15 protein-coding genes and 1 pseudogene are annotated in these 16,582 nt (G+C 62.0%); 6 read left to right on the forward strand and 10 right to left on the reverse strand.

All coding sequences use genetic code 11. The features are described from left to right. Positions 1–141: 141 nt before the first annotated feature. Both C6Y56_RS03275 and C6Y56_RS03280 read right to left on the reverse strand, forming a co-directional pair. Positions 142–996, reverse strand: coding sequence for a MaoC family dehydratase (locus C6Y56_RS03275; protein WP_169428709.1), 855 nt, complete (start codon positions 994–996; stop codon positions 142–144). 2 nt (positions 997–998) lie between these two features. Next, entirely contained in the window at positions 999–2,351 is a 1,353-nt protein-coding gene (locus C6Y56_RS03280) for a 3-oxoacyl-ACP reductase (protein ID WP_169428710.1), read from the reverse strand. Between the two features lie 177 nt (positions 2,352–2,528). Between C6Y56_RS03280 and C6Y56_RS03285 the strand changes: the two genes are divergently transcribed. Beyond that, complete coding sequence (locus C6Y56_RS03285) at positions 2,529–3,806, forward strand: acetyl-CoA C-acetyltransferase (RefSeq protein WP_169428711.1); 1,278 nt, start codon at positions 2,529–2,531, stop codon at positions 3,804–3,806. 265 nt (positions 3,807–4,071) lie between these two features. Then, on the forward strand, positions 4,072–5,214 hold the full coding sequence (locus C6Y56_RS03290) for an IS481 family transposase (RefSeq protein WP_169428712.1): 1,143 nt from the start codon (positions 4,072–4,074) through the stop codon (positions 5,212–5,214). 98 nt (positions 5,215–5,312) lie between these two features. Here the strand turns inward: C6Y56_RS03290 and C6Y56_RS29500 are convergent, their stop codons facing one another. Then, on the reverse strand, positions 5,313–6,080 hold the full coding sequence (locus C6Y56_RS29500) for a methyl-accepting chemotaxis protein (RefSeq protein ID WP_371850984.1): 768 nt from the start codon (positions 6,078–6,080) through the stop codon (positions 5,313–5,315). Between the two features lie 138 nt (positions 6,081–6,218). Next, a pseudogene (locus C6Y56_RS29505) lies at positions 6,219–7,259 on the reverse strand (cache domain-containing protein); the annotation flags it as partial. A gap of 444 nt (positions 7,260–7,703) precedes the next feature. On the opposite strand from C6Y56_RS29505, the gene C6Y56_RS03300 reads away from it, so the two are divergent. Together C6Y56_RS03300 and C6Y56_RS03305 are read left to right on the forward strand one after the other, a co-directional pair. Continuing rightward, positions 7,704–8,600 (forward strand): PA4780 family RIO1-like protein kinase, encoded by an 897-nt coding sequence (locus C6Y56_RS03300; RefSeq protein WP_011332300.1) that lies wholly within the window; start codon positions 7,704–7,706, stop codon positions 8,598–8,600. Positions 8,601–8,656: 56 nt separating this feature from the next. Beyond that, a complete protein-coding gene (locus C6Y56_RS03305; protein ID WP_169428714.1) occupies positions 8,657–9,874 on the forward strand; it encodes an MFS transporter in 1,218 nt (405 codons plus the stop codon). On the opposite strand, the gene cueR is transcribed toward C6Y56_RS03305, so the two are convergent. The 3 genes from cueR to C6Y56_RS03320 form a co-directional block, all read right to left on the reverse strand. Beyond that, positions 9,828–10,241, reverse strand: a complete 414-nt coding sequence (gene cueR, locus C6Y56_RS03310; protein WP_007958485.1) for a Cu(I)-responsive transcriptional regulator — start codon at positions 10,239–10,241, stop codon at positions 9,828–9,830. The genes C6Y56_RS03305 and cueR overlap by 47 nt on opposite strands. After that, the gene (locus tag C6Y56_RS03315; RefSeq protein ID WP_169428715.1) at positions 10,238–12,628 is read right to left on the reverse strand and encodes a heavy metal translocating P-type ATPase; all 2,391 of its coding nucleotides are present in this window, start codon (positions 12,626–12,628) and stop codon (positions 10,238–10,240) included. Before C6Y56_RS03315 ends, cueR begins: the two co-directional genes overlap by 4 nt. A gap of 111 nt (positions 12,629–12,739) precedes the next feature. Beyond that, complete coding sequence (locus C6Y56_RS03320) at positions 12,740–13,123, reverse strand: hypothetical protein (protein WP_169428716.1); 384 nt, start codon at positions 13,121–13,123, stop codon at positions 12,740–12,742. A gap of 148 nt (positions 13,124–13,271) precedes the next feature. On the opposite strand from C6Y56_RS03320, the gene C6Y56_RS03325 reads away from it, so the two are divergent. Together C6Y56_RS03325 and C6Y56_RS03330 are read left to right on the forward strand one after the other, a co-directional pair. After that, entirely contained in the window at positions 13,272–13,469 is a 198-nt protein-coding gene (locus C6Y56_RS03325; protein ID WP_085700947.1) for a heavy-metal-associated domain-containing protein, read from the forward strand. 105 nt (positions 13,470–13,574) lie between these two features. Beyond that, positions 13,575–14,780, forward strand: a complete 1,206-nt coding sequence (locus C6Y56_RS03330) for a multidrug effflux MFS transporter (protein WP_169428717.1) — start codon at positions 13,575–13,577, stop codon at positions 14,778–14,780. 8 nt (positions 14,781–14,788) lie between these two features. Here the strand turns inward: C6Y56_RS03330 and C6Y56_RS03335 are convergent, their stop codons facing one another. The 3 genes from C6Y56_RS03335 to C6Y56_RS03345 all read right to left on the reverse strand — a co-directional run bounded on the left by C6Y56_RS03335 (position 14,789) and on the right by C6Y56_RS03345 (position 16,467). Then, positions 14,789–14,962 carry a hypothetical protein gene (locus tag C6Y56_RS03335; protein WP_169428718.1) on the reverse strand — a complete coding sequence of 58 codons (174 nt, stop codon included), beginning with the start codon at positions 14,960–14,962 and terminating at the stop codon, positions 14,789–14,791. 165 nt (positions 14,963–15,127) lie between these two features. Then, a complete protein-coding gene (locus C6Y56_RS03340) occupies positions 15,128–16,141 on the reverse strand; it encodes a zinc-binding alcohol dehydrogenase family protein (protein ID WP_169428719.1) in 1,014 nt (337 codons plus the stop codon). A gap of 32 nt (positions 16,142–16,173) precedes the next feature. After that, positions 16,174–16,467: a putative quinol monooxygenase gene (locus C6Y56_RS03345; RefSeq protein WP_169428720.1), complete on the reverse strand. Its 294-nt coding sequence runs from the start codon at positions 16,465–16,467 to the stop codon at positions 16,174–16,176. Between the last annotated feature and the right edge of the window lie 115 nt (positions 16,468–16,582).

The following is a 16,582-nucleotide window of genomic DNA, read 5'->3' on the forward strand; positions in this document are numbered from 1 at the left end:
TTGAGAATCAAGGCCGGGTGTTTGGCAAGGAAGTGGATGGCGGGGAAAAAAACTTAAGTTATATACACACAATTAATCATGTTTCGCGGGGCGGATCGCACCCCGCCAGGAGCGGGGTAGCGACTGGCGCGGTGCGTCGACTCAGGCAATCGGTTGCCAGTGGCCGACCATATGTTCCAGATCCCCGGCACCGATCAGACGTAATTCACCGCTGGATCCCGCAGCGCTGGCGAACAGCGATACTTCGCTCGGCAGGCGCACCGGCTTGCGAAAGTACACAGCAATTTCCAGGTTGGCCCGTGGCAGATGATCAGCCAGTGCAGCCAGCGTACGGGCCTTGTTCCACAAGCCGTGGGCGATGGCGGTGGGGAAGCCGAACAGCCTGGCACTGGCGGCACTCAGGTGGATCGGGTTGTAGTCGCCGGAGACTTTGGCGTACTGCCGGCCAATGTCCGCCGGGGCTTTCCACTGCGCCACCTGCATCAGTGGCAGTGTGGGTTCCCACGTCTGTTCGAGCGCTTCGCCCTCCAGCCTCACGCCTCGGCAGAGCATCTGGCTTTCGGCCTCCCAGAGTGGGCCAAGCTGATCGTCGAGGGTGGTCAGCAGCTCGAACGTCGCGCCTTTCGGATGCGGTTGCAGGTTGTGGACCCGAACGCTGACCTGCGCCCGACCGATCCCGCCCATCGGCCGCAGTACGCGAATGCGGTTGCTCAGATGAATCAGCCCCAGCAGCGGGAATGGAAAGTCTTTGGCCGTGAGCAATTGCATCTGCAACGCAAACGCCAGGACGTGTGGATAAGTTGGCGGCAGCAGGCCGTCATCGGCAAAACCGCAGACCTTGCGGTAGGCCGCCAGACGTTTGCCATTTACCTCGACGGCGCAGCGCAAGCCGCTGTCGGGCAAGGTGGTGCCGGTGATTTTGCGCCGGGTCGCCGCCCGGACATACAGTCCTGGCAGGCTCGGTTCCTGGTGCAACGTATGCCATTCGATGCTCATGCCTAAGCCCCCAGAACACTTTGTCCACAGACCCGCAGCGCCTGCCCGGTGAACGCGCCGGTGCCCGGTTGTGCCAGCCAGGCCACGGCTTCGGCGACGTCTTGCGGCAGGCCGCCCTGGCCCAGCGAACTCATGCGCCGGCCGGCTTCACGCAGGCCGAACGGAATGTGCGCTGTCATCTGGGTCTCGATGAATCCCGGCGCCACGGCGTTGATGCTGATGCCGCGCTCCAGCAGCGTCGGCGCCCAGGCTTGGGCGAGGCCGATCAATCCGGCCTTGCTCGCCGCATAATTGGTCTGCCCGCGATTGCCGGCGATGCCGCTGATCGAGGCCAGCAAAATCATGCGTGCGTTGTCGCGCAGGGTGCCGCTGTCGAGCAGGGCCTTGGTCAGTACTTGCGGGGCGTTGAGATTGACCGCCAGCACCGCGTCCCAGAACTCGGGCGTCAAGTTGGCCAGGGTCTTGTCGCGGGTGATGCCGGCGTTGTGCACCAGAATGTCGAGGCCGTCCGGCAACTGTTCGATCAGCTGCGCGGCGGCGTCTTCGGCGCAGATATCGAGGGTGATGGCGCGCCCGCCGAGTCGGGCGGCCAGGGCTTCCAGATCGGTTTTCGCGGGCGGCACGTCGAGCAGAATCACCTCGGCGCCGTCCCGCGCAAGGGTTTCGGCGATGGAGGCACCGATGCCCCGCGCCGCGCCAGTGACCAGCGCCTTGCGCCCGGCCAATGGGCGCGTCCAGTCGGTGACCTGGGTAGCGCAGGCTGTCAGCCTGATCACCTGCCCGGAGACGAACGCACTTTTCGGCGAAAGGAAAAACCGCAGCGGCCCTTCGAGCTGATCCTCGGCACCTTCGCCGACGTAGATCAGTTGCAGCGTGCCGCCGCTGCGCAACTCCTTGGCCAGCGAGCGAGAGAAACCTTCGAGCGCTCGCTGGGCACTGGCGGCAAACGGTTCGCGCAGGGTTTCCGGGGCGCGGCCGAGGATTACCAGATGCGCGCTGCTGTCGAGGTTCTTCATCAGCGGCTGGAAGAACTCGCGCAGCTGCTTTAGCTGGTCGGTGTGCTGCAAATCGCTGGCATCGAACACCACGGCCTTGAGTTTCGGGCCATGGCCGGGAATCCATTGGGTGGCAGTTGCCGGCTGGTCGCCGTAACGGTAAATCGAGTCAGTCAGGCGATTGGCGAATGCGCTGACCCGTTCGGCCAGCGGCCCGCCGCCGATCAGCAGCGCACCGTCCACCGGCCGCAGGCGCCCGGCCTGCCAGCGTTCCAGCCGCACCGGCGACGGCAGGCCCAGGGCCCCGACCAGACGATGGCCGATGGACGAGTTGGCGAAGTCGATATAGCGGTCAGACATGGAACGCTCTCCAGAAGATGGGGTTCAAAGTGTGGACTGCGAAGGGCAATCAATCGTTCGATCCACGCAATAAGGCCTACGCTAGAACAGCAGAGTAGTTTGCCCCCGGTGTTTTTGGGGCCCGGCAGGGTTTTCAGTGCCCGATTTTCAGACTGGATATTTCACAAGGAGTTTTTCATGAGTCAGCTGCGCCGCGTCGCGATCATAGGTGGCAACCGTATTCCGTTCGCCCGTTCCAACGGCCCATACGCCACCGCGAGCAATCAGGTGATGCTCACCGCCGCCCTCGAAGGTCTGATCGAACGCTACAATCTGCACGGCCAGCGCATGGGCGAAGTGGTCGCGGGGGCGGTGCTGAAATTGTCACGGGATATGAACCTGACCCGCGAATGCGTGCTCGGCTCGCGCCTGTCGCCGGCCACGCCGGCCTATGACATACAGCAGGCGTGCGGCACCGGCCTGGAGGCGGCGTTGCTGGTGGCGAACAAGATCGCCCTCGGCCAGATCGATTGCGGCATTGCCGGCGGCGTCGACACCACGTCGGACGCGCCGATCAGCGTCAGCGAGGGCCTGCGCAAGATTCTTCTGCAAGCCAACCGCGCGAAAACCACTGGCGACAAGCTCAAGACTTTCCTGCAATTGCGTCCGAAACACCTGATCCCCGAATTCCCGCGCAACGGCGAACCGCGCACCGGCCTGTCGATGGGCCAGCACTGCGAGCTGATGGCGCAGACCTGGAATATTCCTCGCGAAGAACAGGATCAACTGGCACTCGAAAGCCACCACAAACTCGCCGCGTCCTACAGCGAAGGCTGGCACAACGACCTGATGACCCCATTCCTCGGCCTGACCCGCGACAACAACCTGCGCCCGGACCTGACCCTGGAAAAACTCGCGACCCTGAAGCCGGCCTTCGAGAAAAGCGCCAAGGGCACGCTGACCGCCGGCAACTCCACGCCACTGACCGATGGCGCATCGGTGGTGTTGCTGGGCAGTGAGGCGTGGGCGAAAGAACGTGGCCTGCCGATTCTCGCTTACTTGCGTGACGGCGAAGCGGCGGCGGTGGATTTCGTCAACGGCGCCGAAGGGCTGTTGATGGCGCCGGTGTATGCGGTGCCGCGTTTGCTGGCGCGCAATGGGCTGACCTTGCAGGACTTCGACTACTACGAAATCCACGAAGCATTTGCCGCGCAGGTGTTGTGCACGTTGAAGGCCTGGGAGGATCCGGAGTACTGCAAGACCCGACTGGGGCTGGATGCGCCGTTGGGGTCGATTGACCGCAGCCGCTTGAACGTCAAGGGCAGCTCGCTGGCGGCGGGGCATCCGTTTGCCGCGACGGGCGGGAGGATTGTGGCGAACCTGGCGAAGTTGCTGGATGCGGCAGGGCAGGGGCGGGGGTTGATTTCGATTTGTGCGGCTGGCGGACAGGGTGTGACGGCGATCATCGAGCGCTAGAAGAGCAAAAGCTTGCCCTCACCCTAACCCTCTCCCGGAGGGAGAGGGGACTGACCGAGGTGTCTGGCGTTATACATCGACCTGAAAGATCGGTGTCGATTATGGATTCAACAACGTTCTTTCATGTCGGCGGATTTCTAAAGCATCCCCGATTCGGCTCCCTCTCCCCCGGGAGTGTATGTACCGGAGACATGGTGGACAGGTGTTCGGAGACATGGTGGACACTTTTAAATAGACACATTGCTCATCGCGAAGGAGATGGCCTGTGTCTTGGGAAGAGGTGTCTACCGTGCAGCTACGTACAGAATTCGTGCTTTTGGCTCGGCAAGAAGGGGCCAATGTTCGGCAGCTTTGCCGTCGATTCAACATCAGCCCAAGCACTGCCTACAAATGGCTCAGCAGGTTTGAAAAATCAGGGGCCGAGGGGCTGAACAATCAGTCACGACGACCGAAGACGTCCCCCAAACGTTGTGCTGACGAGGTGGAGAAGCAGATTCTGATCGTGAGTCAGGAGTACGCGGCTTGGGGCGCTCGCAAGCTCAAACGCGTGCTGGAAGACAAAGGTTTAGCGATGCCTTCCGTCAGTACTGTGCATGCAGTTTTACAGCGTCATTCGCGCGTTGATCCAAAGGCTGCTGAGATCAAACCGTTTATCCGGTTCGAGCATGAAGCGCCCAACGATCTCTGGCAGATGGACTTCAAGGGCCATTTCAGCCTGAGTCAGGGGCGTTGCCATCCATTGACGATACTGGACGATCACTCGCGGTTTTCGATGTGTATCGCCGCGTGCGCCAATGAGCAGCGCGACACCGTCCAGGAGCATCTAATCCGGGTCTTTCGGCGTTACGGCTTGCCTTTGCGCATAACGATGGACAACGGTTCGCCCTGGGGTGACCAGACTGGGGTTTATACCGCGCTGGAAGTCTGGCTGATGGGGCAGGGCATCAAGGTAGGTCACTCCCGGCCTTATCATCCGCAGACCCAGGGAAAACTGGAGCGTTTCCACCGCAGCCTGAAGAGTGAAGTGCTGCAAGGTCGGCACTTCACGGACCTCAACAGCGCACAACAGGCATTTGATATCTGGCGTGATGTCTACAACCAGAAACGTCCTCATCAAGCGCTGGATATGCAGGTGCCGGCGACTCGCTACAGCAGCAGCCCTCGGGAGTATCAGGAGCAGCAAATGGCGCCGGAATACGCCGACGGAGATGTGGTCAGAAAGGTCCAGGTGAAGGGCGAGATTTACTGGAGGAACCGTGAATACTCAATCGGAAAAGCATTTCACGGGCTGTCGATAGCGATCAGGGAAACAGCGGAGGATGGCATCCACGATGTCTACTGGAGTAGACATCGTATCGCCCGAATCGACTTGAACTTGCAGATTGTTACGGCAGGTAAGAGGATCTAAAAACCGTCCACCATGTCTCCGAACATGTGTTCACCATGTCTCCGGTACATACAGGGAGAGGGCTGGGGTGAGGGCGCTTTTCAGGATGCCCGCCAATCTCAAGTCCGGAACCTGCGCACCAACCCATCCAGCTCATTCGACAAACCCGCCAGACTCTGCGAATCCAGCCGCGCCGAATTGGCCAGCTCGGCCACCAGTTGCGCATCACCATGAATCTGGCTGATGTGCCGATTGATGTCCTCGGCCACCTGATGCTGCTCTTCCGCCGCCGTCGCGATCTGCGTGTTCATGTCACGAATCACATCCACCGATTCCCGAATCTGCCCAAAGCTTTCCCGCGCCTCGCCAATGCGTGCCACCGATTGCTGTGACACGTCGAGGCTGGCCCGCATCTGCTGGGTCACCGCGCTGGTGCGTTTGGCGAGGTTGCCCAGCAGGCCGTCGATTTCCGCCGTCGAATCCGCCGTGCGTTTGGCCAGTGCGCGAACCTCGTCGGCCACCACCGCAAAACCACGCCCCTGCTCACCGGCCCGCGCCGCCTCGATGGCGGCGTTGAGCGCCAGCAGGTTGGTCTGTTCGGCAATGGAACGAATGGTGCCGAGGATCGACTGGATGTCATTGCTGTCACGCTCCAGTTGCTGCATCGACTGTGCCGACTGTTCCAGCTCCTGGCTCAGTTGATCGACGCTGTGCACCGCCGCATCGATCTGTTGCTGACCTTCGCGGGCCTGGCGCTGACCACTGTCGGCCGACTCCGCCGCCTGGCTGCACGAGCGGGCGACTTCGTTAGCGGTGGCGACCATTTCGTGAAACGCAGTCGACACCATGTCCACCGCTTCGCGCTGACGGCCGGCGGCTTCAGCCATGTCGCCGGAGACTCGGGTCGAGCTCTGCGAAGTGGCAAGGATTTTCCCGGCCGCGCCGCCGATGTGCTGGATCAGGCTGCGAATCGCGGTGAGGAACTGGTTGAACCAGTTGGCCAGTTGCGCGGTTTCGTCGCTGCCACGGATGTCGAGGTTCTTGGTCAGATCGCCTTCGCCCTGGGCGATGCCTTCCAGACCATTGGCCACGCTGCGGATCGGGCGCACGATCAGGCTGGCGAAACTGGCGCCGACCACGGCGAAGAACACCGCCAGCACCGCGGCTATGATTGCGATCAGCCAGGTCAGGCGGGTCGCCGAGCTCATCACTTCGTTCTGTTTGATCAGGCCGATGAAGGTCCAGCCCAGTTGCTCCGATGGCCAGACATTGGCCATGTAGCGCTCGCCGTTGAGCTCGATGTCAACCAGGCCTTTGCCGGCCTTGGCCAGTTGCGCGTAGCCGTCGCCGAGGCTGTCGAGTCGCTTGAAGTTGTGCTCCGGTTGCTTCGGATCGACCAGCACCGTGCCGGTGTTTTCCATCAGCATCAGGTAACCGCTTTCACCGAGCTTGATCTGTTTAACGATCTCGGTCAGTTGCTTGAGCGACACGTCAATGTTGACCACGCCACCCTGGGCGCCCAACTGGTTGGCGACCGCGCGCACGGTGCTGACCAGAACCGCGTCGTCGCCGGCCCAGTAATAGGCTTCGGTGCGCAGGGTCTTGCCCGGGTTGGCCATGGCGGTCTTGTACCACGGGCGGGTGCGCGGGTCGTAGTTGGCCATCTTCGGATCGCCCGGCCAGAAGGCATAGCCGCCGCTGTTCAATCCATAAGAAACGTAGGAGTAGGCAGGGTGGGCTTTGGCCAGCCCCTCGAACAGTGCAAACAGTTGTTTGTCGATCTCGCCATCCGAGGTGTCGGAAGCGTTGGCGCTCATGCGGCTGCGCACGCTGCCGTCGGCGTTTTTGACCAATGGTTGCGCCGCCAGGTAATCGACGTTCTGGCTGATGCCGTCGAAAAAAAGCTGCATGGCATTGCTGACCTGACGGATCTCGCGCCCGCTGCTGTCGACAAAATCGTCCCGGGCATCGCTGCGCAGGTTCAGTACCACCAGCGTGGCGACCAGCACCACGGGCAAGCAGGCGATGATTGCAAACGCCCAGGTCAACTTCTGTTTGATGTTCATCCGCGCTCCAGATTTTCTTGTAGGCCCACGCAGTGCAGATGACTCGCGGTTATTGGCAGCCGAAAAACCTATTTCTCACCCGTTTCCTTGGGTGCGACATCAACATTTTTTTGGGAACGATTGTCGGACAAATTCCTCTGTCACAGAGGAATTCGGCCGCACGAGAGGGAAATTGAGGCCGGAAGAGAAAATTCTTACGAGCTGTGTGCGGCGGGATGTCAGATTCTGTCGCAAATGCCCTCAAGTCCTTGCGACAACAAGTTCGGTGGGCTCGGCTATGATTCGCAGCGGTCGATACAAGGGTGATGGATTGACGTATTTGATCCGGCACAGTGTGTGCATCCACAGGTTCACAGGTCGGCAACCCCTCCCCGTGATGCGAGGATTGCCGTATAACGAGTGACATTCGCGTGTTTGGTAATAAAGGACCCACAATAAAAGCTGATGAAGACTCCAAAACGCATTGAACCCCTGATCGAGGACGGTCTGGTCGACGAAGTGCTGCGTCCACTCATGAGTGGCAAAGAAGCAGCTGTTTATGTGGTGCGCTGCGGCAATCAGTTACGTTGCGCAAAGGTCTACAAGGAGGCGAACAAACGCAGTTTCCGCCAGGCGGCCGAGTATCAGGAAGGCCGCAAGGTTCGCAACAGCCGACAGGCCCGGGCGATGGCCAAGGGGTCCAAGTTCGGGCGCAAGGAAGCCGAAGATGCCTGGCAGAACGCCGAAGTCGCGGCGCTGTTCCGCCTGGCCAATGCCGGGGTGCGAGTGCCCAAGCCGTACGACTTCCTTGAAGGCGTGCTGCTGATGGAGTTGGTGGCCGACGAATACGGCGATGCCGCGCCGCGTCTGAACGACGTGGTGCTGGAACCGGATCAGGCCCGCGAATACCACGCGTTCCTGATTTCGCAGATCGTGCTGATGTTGTGTACCGGTCTGGTGCACGGTGACCTCTCGGAGTTCAACGTGCTGCTGACACCGACCGGCCCGGTCATCATCGACCTGCCGCAGGCGGTGGACGCCGCCGGCAACAATCACGCGTTCAGCATGCTGGAGCGTGACGTGGGCAACATGGCGTCGTACTTCGGCCGCTTCGCCCCGGAGTTGAAGAAAACCAAATACGCCAAGGAAATGTGGGCGTTGTACGAAGCGGGGACATTGCACCCGGCCAGCGTGCTGACCGGCGAGTTCGACGATCCCGAGGACCTGGCCGATGTCGGCGGGGTACTGCGCGAGATCGAAGCGGCGCGTCTGGATGAGGAGCGCAAGCAAGCCATCCGCGCGGCGGACGACGAGCCCAAGGGCAAGTCCGACGAACCGCCTCCGCCACCGTGGATGCAGTGAGCATCTGAAAAAGAAAACCCGGCTTCGGCCGGGTTTTACACATTCAAGGATTGATTGTGAGCACCACGTCCCGCAATGCCCGGCTGATCATCACGGCCCGGCTGATTTCCGATTTCGGCGCGTTCCTCAACATGGTGGCGCTGGCCACTTATGTCTATCTGCTGAGCAACAGCGCGATGAGCGTGGGGATTTTTCTCGCCAGTCGCGTGGGCGGCGGGATTTTCGCCAGCCTGATCGGCACCGCGCTCTATCGCCGATGCAGCGGCCGCTTGCCGTTGATTGCCTTCGATCTGCTGCGCGCCGCTGTGCTCGGGCTGTTGCTGATCGTTCCGGTCAGTCAGCAGGCGTTGTTGCTGCCGCTGATTGCGTTCGGTCTGGGCTTCGGTAATTCGATGTTCGCCATCGGCCTCAACAGTCAGTTGTCGCGCTTGATCGAGTCGGCGCAGTTGCTCAAGACCAATGCCTGGATCACGTCCGCCTCGTCCATGGCGATGGTCGGCGGCAGTCTGGTGTCCGGGTTGCTGGTCGCGGGATTTGGTTTTGAAACGGTGTTCGCGCTGAATGCGCTGACCTATTTGTTGGCGGCGGCGTTGATCGTGCCGCTGCGGTTCAGTGCACCTGAGCCAGTGGTTGAATCCAGTGTTAAACAAGGTGAATGGTCGGCGTTGTTGCAAGGCCTGCGCAGCGCTCCGGTGGTGGCGGCGATGTTGGCGGTGACCATGGCCGACACTCTTGGCAGCGCTGCGCACAACGTCGGCTTCCCGATCATTTCCAGACTGCTCACGCCGGATTCAGCCAGCACCACGCTGGGCCTGATGCTCGCGGTGTGGGCCGCCGGCAAACTGCTCGGCGCGCGCATCGCCAGCCGCCTCAACGGCTCGGAAAACATCCATCTCGAGCGCCGCTATTTCGGCGGCGTGCTGCTGATGTCTTGCGGGTTCATCCTGATGTTCCAGCAGCACAGCGTCGTCGGTCTGTTGCTGTTTTCGCTGCCGGCCGGATTGGGTGACGGGTTCTCGGAAGTCGGCCTGATGTCGCGCTTGCAACGGGAGCCGGAGCCCCTGCGCCTGCCGATTTTCAGTTTCCTGACGCTGTTGCAGATGACCGGGTTCGGCGTCGGCATGCTGATCGCCGCACCGTTCTATGCGTGGTGGGCGCCGGGTGCCGTGGTGCTGTTGTTCCACGGCATTCCCCTCGCCACAGTGCTGTCGATGAAACTCCTGCTGCTCAGGCGCGGGCGGGTTGCGCGCAGCAGCCCGACGCCAGTTCCTTGAGGATCGGGCAGTCCGGGCGGTGGTCGCCGTGGCAGTGTTCGACCAGATCCTGCAGGGTGTCGCGCAGTTCGCCGAGTTCGCGGATCTTCTGATTCAGCTCGTCGATGTGCTGGCGGGCCAAAGCCTTCACATCGGCGCTGGCGCGCTGGCGGTCCTGCCAGAGGGTCAGCAGCTTGCCGACTTCCTCCAGCGAAAAACCCAGGTCCCGCGAGCGCTTGATGAACGCCAGTGTGTGCAGGTCATCGTCGCCGTAGACGCGATAGCCGCTGTCGGTGCGATGGGCGGCCTTGAGCAGGCCGATCGACTCGTAGTAACGGATCATCTTCGCGCTCAGGCCGCTGTGGCGGGCCGCTTGGCCGATGTTCATCGGTTGTCCTCCAGATCCTCGGGTTTCCAGGTTTTCAACAGTAGCGCATTGCTCACCACGCTGACGCTCGACAGGGCCATCGCCGCACCGGCCAGCACCGGATTGAGGAAGCCGAACGCCGCCAGCGGAATGCCGATCAGGTTGTAGACGAAGGCCCAGAACAGGTTCTGGCGGATCTTCGCGTAGGTCTTGCGGCTGATCTCCAGCGCGGCCGGCACCAGCCGTGGATCACCGCGCATCAGGGTGATGCCGGCGGCGTGCATGGCCACGTCGGTGCCGCCGCCCATGGCGATGCCGATGTCGGCAGCGGCCAGTGCCGGAGCGTCGTTGATGCCGTCGCCGACCATGGCCACGACCCCGGTTTTTTTCAGTTCGGCGACGGTGGCGGCTTTGTCTGCCGGCAGCACTTCGGCGTGGACGTTTTCGATGCCCAGCGCTTCGGCGACGACGCGAGCGCTGCCTCGGTTGTCGCCGGTCAGCAGGTGGCTGTGGATATTTCGCGCCGCCAGTTGTTGCACCGCGTGCAGCGCGCCGGGCTTGAGGGTGTCGCCGAAGGCGAACAGACCGAGTACGCGGGGCGCCGGACTTTGCTCGATCAACCACGACAGCGTGCGGCCTTCGTTTTCCCAGGCCTTGGCGGACGCCGCCAGTGTGCCGGCGTCCAGACCGGTTTCGTCCAGCAGCCGACGATTGCCCAGCGCCAGACGTCGACCGTCGAGATGGCCGGCGATGCCTCGGCCGGTCAGGGACTGACTGTCGCTGACATCCGGCACGCTCAGATGGCGTTCGGCACAGGCGTCCAGCACCGCTTTGGCCAGCGGATGTTCGCTGCCGCGTTGCAGCGCGCCGGCGGCTGTCAGCAGGGCGTTTTCGTCACCATCGATCGCACTGAAATGCGCGATGCGCGGCGTGCCGGAGGTCAGGGTGCCGGTCTTGTCGAACACCACGGCGCTGACTTCATGGGCACGTTCCAGTGCTTCGGCGTCCTTGATCAGAATCCCGTGCCGCGCGGCCACGCCGGTGCCGGCCATGATCGCAGTGGGTGTTGCCAGGCCGAGGGCACAGGGGCAGGCGATCACCAGTACCGCGACGGCGTTGATCAACGCGGTTTCCAGTGGCGCGCCGTACAGCCACCAGCCGATCAGCGTGGCCAGGGCCAGCAGCAACACGGTCGGCACGAACACCTGACTGACTTTATCCACCAGTTTCTGGATCGGTGCCTTCGCCGCCTGTGCGTCTTCCACCAGACGGATGATCCGCGCCAGCACGCTTTCCGCGCCGAGCGCCGTAGTGCTTACCAGCAAGCGGCCTTCGCCGTTGATCGCGCCGCCGGTGACCTTGTCGCCCGGCTGCTTGGGCACCGGCAGGCTTTCGCCGCTGATCAGTGCTTCGTCGGCGTGGCTCTGACCTTCCAGCACTTCGCCATCCACCGGGAAGCGCTCACCGGGTTTGACCAGTACAAGATCGCCGAGGCGCAGAGCACTGATGGCAACGTCCTGTTCGCGGCCATCGATGACTTGAATCGCCCGCTCCGGCCGCAACGCCTCCAGGGCGCGGATGGCGCTGGCGGTCTGGCGTTTGGCGCGGCTTTCCAGATATTTGCCGAGCAGCACCAGCGCGATGACCACCGCCGAGGCCTCGAAATACAGATGCGGCATGCGCCCGGCGGCGGTCGCCCATTCATAGAGACTCAGGCCGTAACCGGCGCTGGTGCCCAGCGCTACCAGCAAGTCCATGTTGCCGGCCCCGGCGCGGACGGCTTTCCACGCGGCCACATAAAACCGTGCGCCGAAAATGAATTGCACCGGAGTGGCGAGGGCAAATTGCACCCAGGCCGGCAGCATCCAGTGAATGCCGAATGGTTGCAGCAGCATCGGCAGCACCAGCGGCAAGGCGAGGGCGATGGCGCAGATCAACGCCCAACGCTCGTGGTTGAGGCGTTGCTGATGATTGTCGGTCTGGTGTTCAAGTTCGAAGAGGCTGGCCGAATAGCCGGCCTTGCTCACGGCGGCGATCAGGGTTTGCGGGTCGACCGCGCCAAGCAGCTCAAGATGAGCGCGTTCATTGGCGAGGTTGACGCTGACACTTTTTACTCCCGGGACTTTGTTCAGCGCGCGTTCGACACGACCGACGCACGAGGCGCAGGTCATGCCGTCGATGTTCAATTCCACGGTGTGCTGCGGCACGCTGTAACCGGCGCGTTCGACCGCCTCCATCAGTGCCGGCAGGCTGTCGCCGGGTGCCAGTACGCGGGCCTGTTCGGTGGCGAGGTTGACGCTGACGGCGCTGGCGCCGCTGACTTTGCTCAAGGCGCGCTCGACGCGGCCGGCGCAACTGGCGCAGGTCATGCCGCTGATGGGCAGATCGAACGTGATGGAATCGGACATCGGTCGTACTCCCTGTAGTGGATGCCTACAGGATCAACCTTGCCATGCTGGCAAGGTCAAGCGCCAAAAAAAATGGGGGGAGCAAACCTGCTCCCCCCATTTTCGAAACGCTCAGTATTCGAGAGCGGCCGGCCGCAGGTACAACCCTTTGGCGTTTGCCGCGATCCGGTACTTCACCACATCCCCGGCCTTGAGCGAGATTTCCTGCGCCGGCGGTGCCAGCATGCCCGGCTGGCAACCCGGCACCTGGCCCGGTTCCAGCTTCAGACGAAGGGAGAACGTGCCGTGGGGCAGGTTGAACGAGGTGGACTGCTCCTGAAGGAGTCGCCCGGCGAACTGATCCTGGATGTACACGCCGATCTCGCAGGAGGTCGGCACTTCCAGACGCTCGCGGGAGATGATCAGAACGGCGTAATCCTCGCCGGTTGCGTTGGCCTGGGGCAGGCAGGCAAAAAGGCTGAGTACGCCAAACAGGCTGAAAGCTGACCAGCGCATGGCTGAATCTCCTGAATTCATGTCATTGATGCACGCAGCTTGGCCGAGCGCGGCGCCGATTGCCAGCCCGGCAGTTGTTTGCAGAACTTGACCTTGCCATCGTGGCAAGCTCGACACTGCCGGCAACCTCACTCAAAGGAGTCATTCCATGCAAGTGTTCACTGTTGAAGGCATGTCCTGCGGTCACTGTGTCAAAGCCGTCACCCAGGCGGTGCAGAGCAAAGATCCGACCGCCAGCGTGCGGGTCGATCTGGCTGCGAAGGAAGTCGGTGTCGAAAGTGCGCTGAGTGCCGAGCAGGTCATCGAAGCGATCAGCGAAGAAGGATATGCGATCAAACTCGCCTGATCTTTTTAATAGTTAGCGAGCTACCGGAATGTTCAAGGCGTCCTCGCGCGGCTAGACTGTCGGGCTGCACACTCAACCCGATTGTCTGCCCGACCTGGACGCCTGATGAACTTCCGTACCCTTCTGATTCTCGGTGCCCTGACCGCTTTCGGTCCGTTGGCGATCGACTTCTATCTACCCGCTTTTCCCACCATGGCGCTGGCGTTCGGTACCGACGAGAAAGACGTTCAGCTGACGCTGTCGGCTTACTTCTTCGGCCTGTCCATCGGCCAACTGGCTTACGGCCCGGTGGCGGATCGCTTCGGCCGGCGGATTCCGCTGCTCATTGGCCTGACGCTGTTCACGCTGGCGTCAGTGGCCTGCGCCTATGCACCGAATCTGGAGTGGCTGATCGGAGCGCGGCTCGTGCAGGCGCTGGGTGGTTGTGCGGGGATGGTGATTGCCCGGGCGGTGGTCAGCGACAAGTGCGACGCGGTGGGTTCGGCGAAAGTCTTCTCGCAGCTGATGCTGGTGATGGGGCTGGCACCGATTCTGGCGCCGATGCTCGGCGGTCTGCTGGTCAACACCACGGGCTGGCAGTCGATCTTCCTGGTGCTGACGGCGTTCAGTGCCCTCGCCGGACTGGCGGTGGCGCTCGGCCTGCCGGAAAGTCTGCCGGCGCATGTTCCGCGTCAGCCGTTGTCCGGTGCCCTGCGTCAGTACGGTCGATTGCTGACCGACCCGGTCTACATGGGCCATGCCCTGACTGGCGGTATCGCCATCGCCGGGATGTTTGCCTACATTGCTGGCTCGCCTTTCATTTTCATCAAGTTGTATGGCGTACCGGCCGAGCATTTCGGCTGGCTGTTCGGCACCAACGCGGCCGGGTTCATTCTGGTGGCCCAGGTCAATGCGCGACTGTTGGCCAAACGTGGTCCGGCCTTCCTGCTGTCGCGGGCGGTCTGGGTTTACCTGGGCGCCGGGCTGACGCTGCTCGCGGTCAGCGCCTTGCATACCGAAGCCCTGTGGCCACTGCTGATTCCGTTGTTCGTCTGCGTGGCCAGCCTTGGCTGCATCAGCCCCAATGCGGCGGCGTGTGCGATGAACGGGCAGGGCGGTCGCGCCGGCAGTGCTTCCGCCTTGCTCGGCAGTATGCAATTCAGCGTCGCCGCCGGGGCTTCGGCGCTGGTGGGAATTCTGCACGATGGCACCGCCGTGCCGATGGCCATGGTCATCAGCCTGTGCGGTCTGTTGGTCGTCTGCGCGGCGACGCTCACCCGACGCATGCAGAATGCCCGGGCGCTGGCAAAGGCGCAGGCTGAAATCCAGTAACGAAAGCCTCAGCCGACAGCGCGTTGCTGGCCGGGATCGGGAATCTGATGGGGCGCGTGCAGACGCGCTTCGAGGGTGCGAGTGAAGGCGCGAGCTTCGGCCTCACTGCGGAAGGTCACGGCGTGCTGGTCAAGGCGAACTTGCCATTGGGACTTTGCCACTTCTTTTATCAGGATCTTCATTGCTGACCTCCCGTACGTAAAAGATTGCCTCGCAGAGGTTTCGATTGTAGACCTGAATACGATCGCAATTGTGACAAGGCTCAAGCATCTGACTGACGGCAAAAAAACACCGCAGCCCCGAGCCAGCCACATCCGGCGCTGACGAAGGCTGCGGTTTTTCGAGTTTTAGAAACCTTCTAAAACAATTTTTCCCTTGGCTTTGCCACTTTCGAGCAGTTCATGGGCGCGGCGCAGGTTGCTCGCGTTAATCGTGCCGAAATGCTCGCCGACGGTGGTTTTCAGCGTTCCGCTGTCGATCAGCGCGGCCACGCGGTTGAGCAGTTTGTGCTGCTCGATCATGTCCGCGGTTTCGAACAGCGAGCGGGTGTACATGAACTCCCAGTGCAGCGACAGGCTCTTGCGCTTGAGCTTGGTCACGTCCAGCGCTTTCGGATCGTCGATCAAAGCCAGTTTGCCTTGCGGCGCCAGGACCTCGACCAGTTGGTCCAGATGCTGGTCGGTCTGGGTCAGGCTGGCGACGTGAGTCACGTTGTCGATGCCGGTGCGCTTCAGTTCTTCGCTCAACGGCTGGCTGTGATCGATCACCCGGTCGGCGCCGAGCGCGGTCACCCAGTCGCGGGTTTGTGGGCGAGAAGCGGTGCCGATCACGTTGAGCCCGGTCAGTTGGCTGGCCAGTTGAGTGAGGATCGAACCCACGCCGCCGGCCGCGCCGACGATCAGCAGACTCTGACCTTCGTCGGTATTGCCTTCACGGATCTGCAGGCGCTCGAACAACAGCTCCCACGCGGTGATAGCGGTCAGCGGCAGGGCGGCGGCTTCGGCGAAGCCGAGGGTTTTCGGCATGTGGCCGACGATCCGCTCATCCACCACGTGCAGTTCACTGTTGCCACCGGCCCGGGCGATGGAGCCGGCGTAAAAAACCTTGTCGCCGGCCTTGAACAGCGTCACTTCACTTCCGACCGACTTCACCACGCCGGCCACGTCCCAGCCCAACACCTTGGCCGAGCCACCTTCAGGTGCGACGTTCTGGCGAACCTTGGTGTCGACCGGGTTGACCGAAATGGCTTTGACTTCCACCAACAGATCGCGCGGGCCGGCAACCGGCTCCGGCAGTTCGATGTCTTGCAGGGCTTTTTCGTCGCTGATCGGCAGGGACGCGTAATAGGCGATGGCTTTCATGGAGAACTCCGAAAGTGAATGTCAGGAAGGATTCAGGCGATGGCGCGCAGACGCTTGAGTTCGAAATGCTCGAGGAACCCGGCGGCCTGCGCCCGGAAATGCTGGATATGCGCGCTGGCGTCATGGGCCTGGAGGGCTTCGTCGCTGGCCCACTGTTCGATCATGTAAAAAGCCAGCGGGTTGGCCAGATCCTGGTGCAGGTCATATTGGCCGCAACCGGCTTCCGCGCGGGTCGGTTCGATCAGTGCGCGCAGGTGCTGCTCTAGAGCGTCCTGCTGACCCGGTCTGGCGATCAGGGTGGCGATGGCGGTGAAGGGTTGGGACATGGTCGGCTCCGAAAGGGGATGAATTCGATGGGAGGCATGATTGGCTATTTCTGTACGAGATAAAACCGGCTAAAAGAGCAGTCTCTTTCAATATTTTTTTGATAATCGAGGCTGA

The organism is Pseudomonas fluorescens (assembly GCF_012974785.1).
Taxonomy (GTDB): Bacteria; Pseudomonadota; Gammaproteobacteria; order Pseudomonadales; family Pseudomonadaceae; genus Aquipseudomonas; species Aquipseudomonas fluorescens_BT.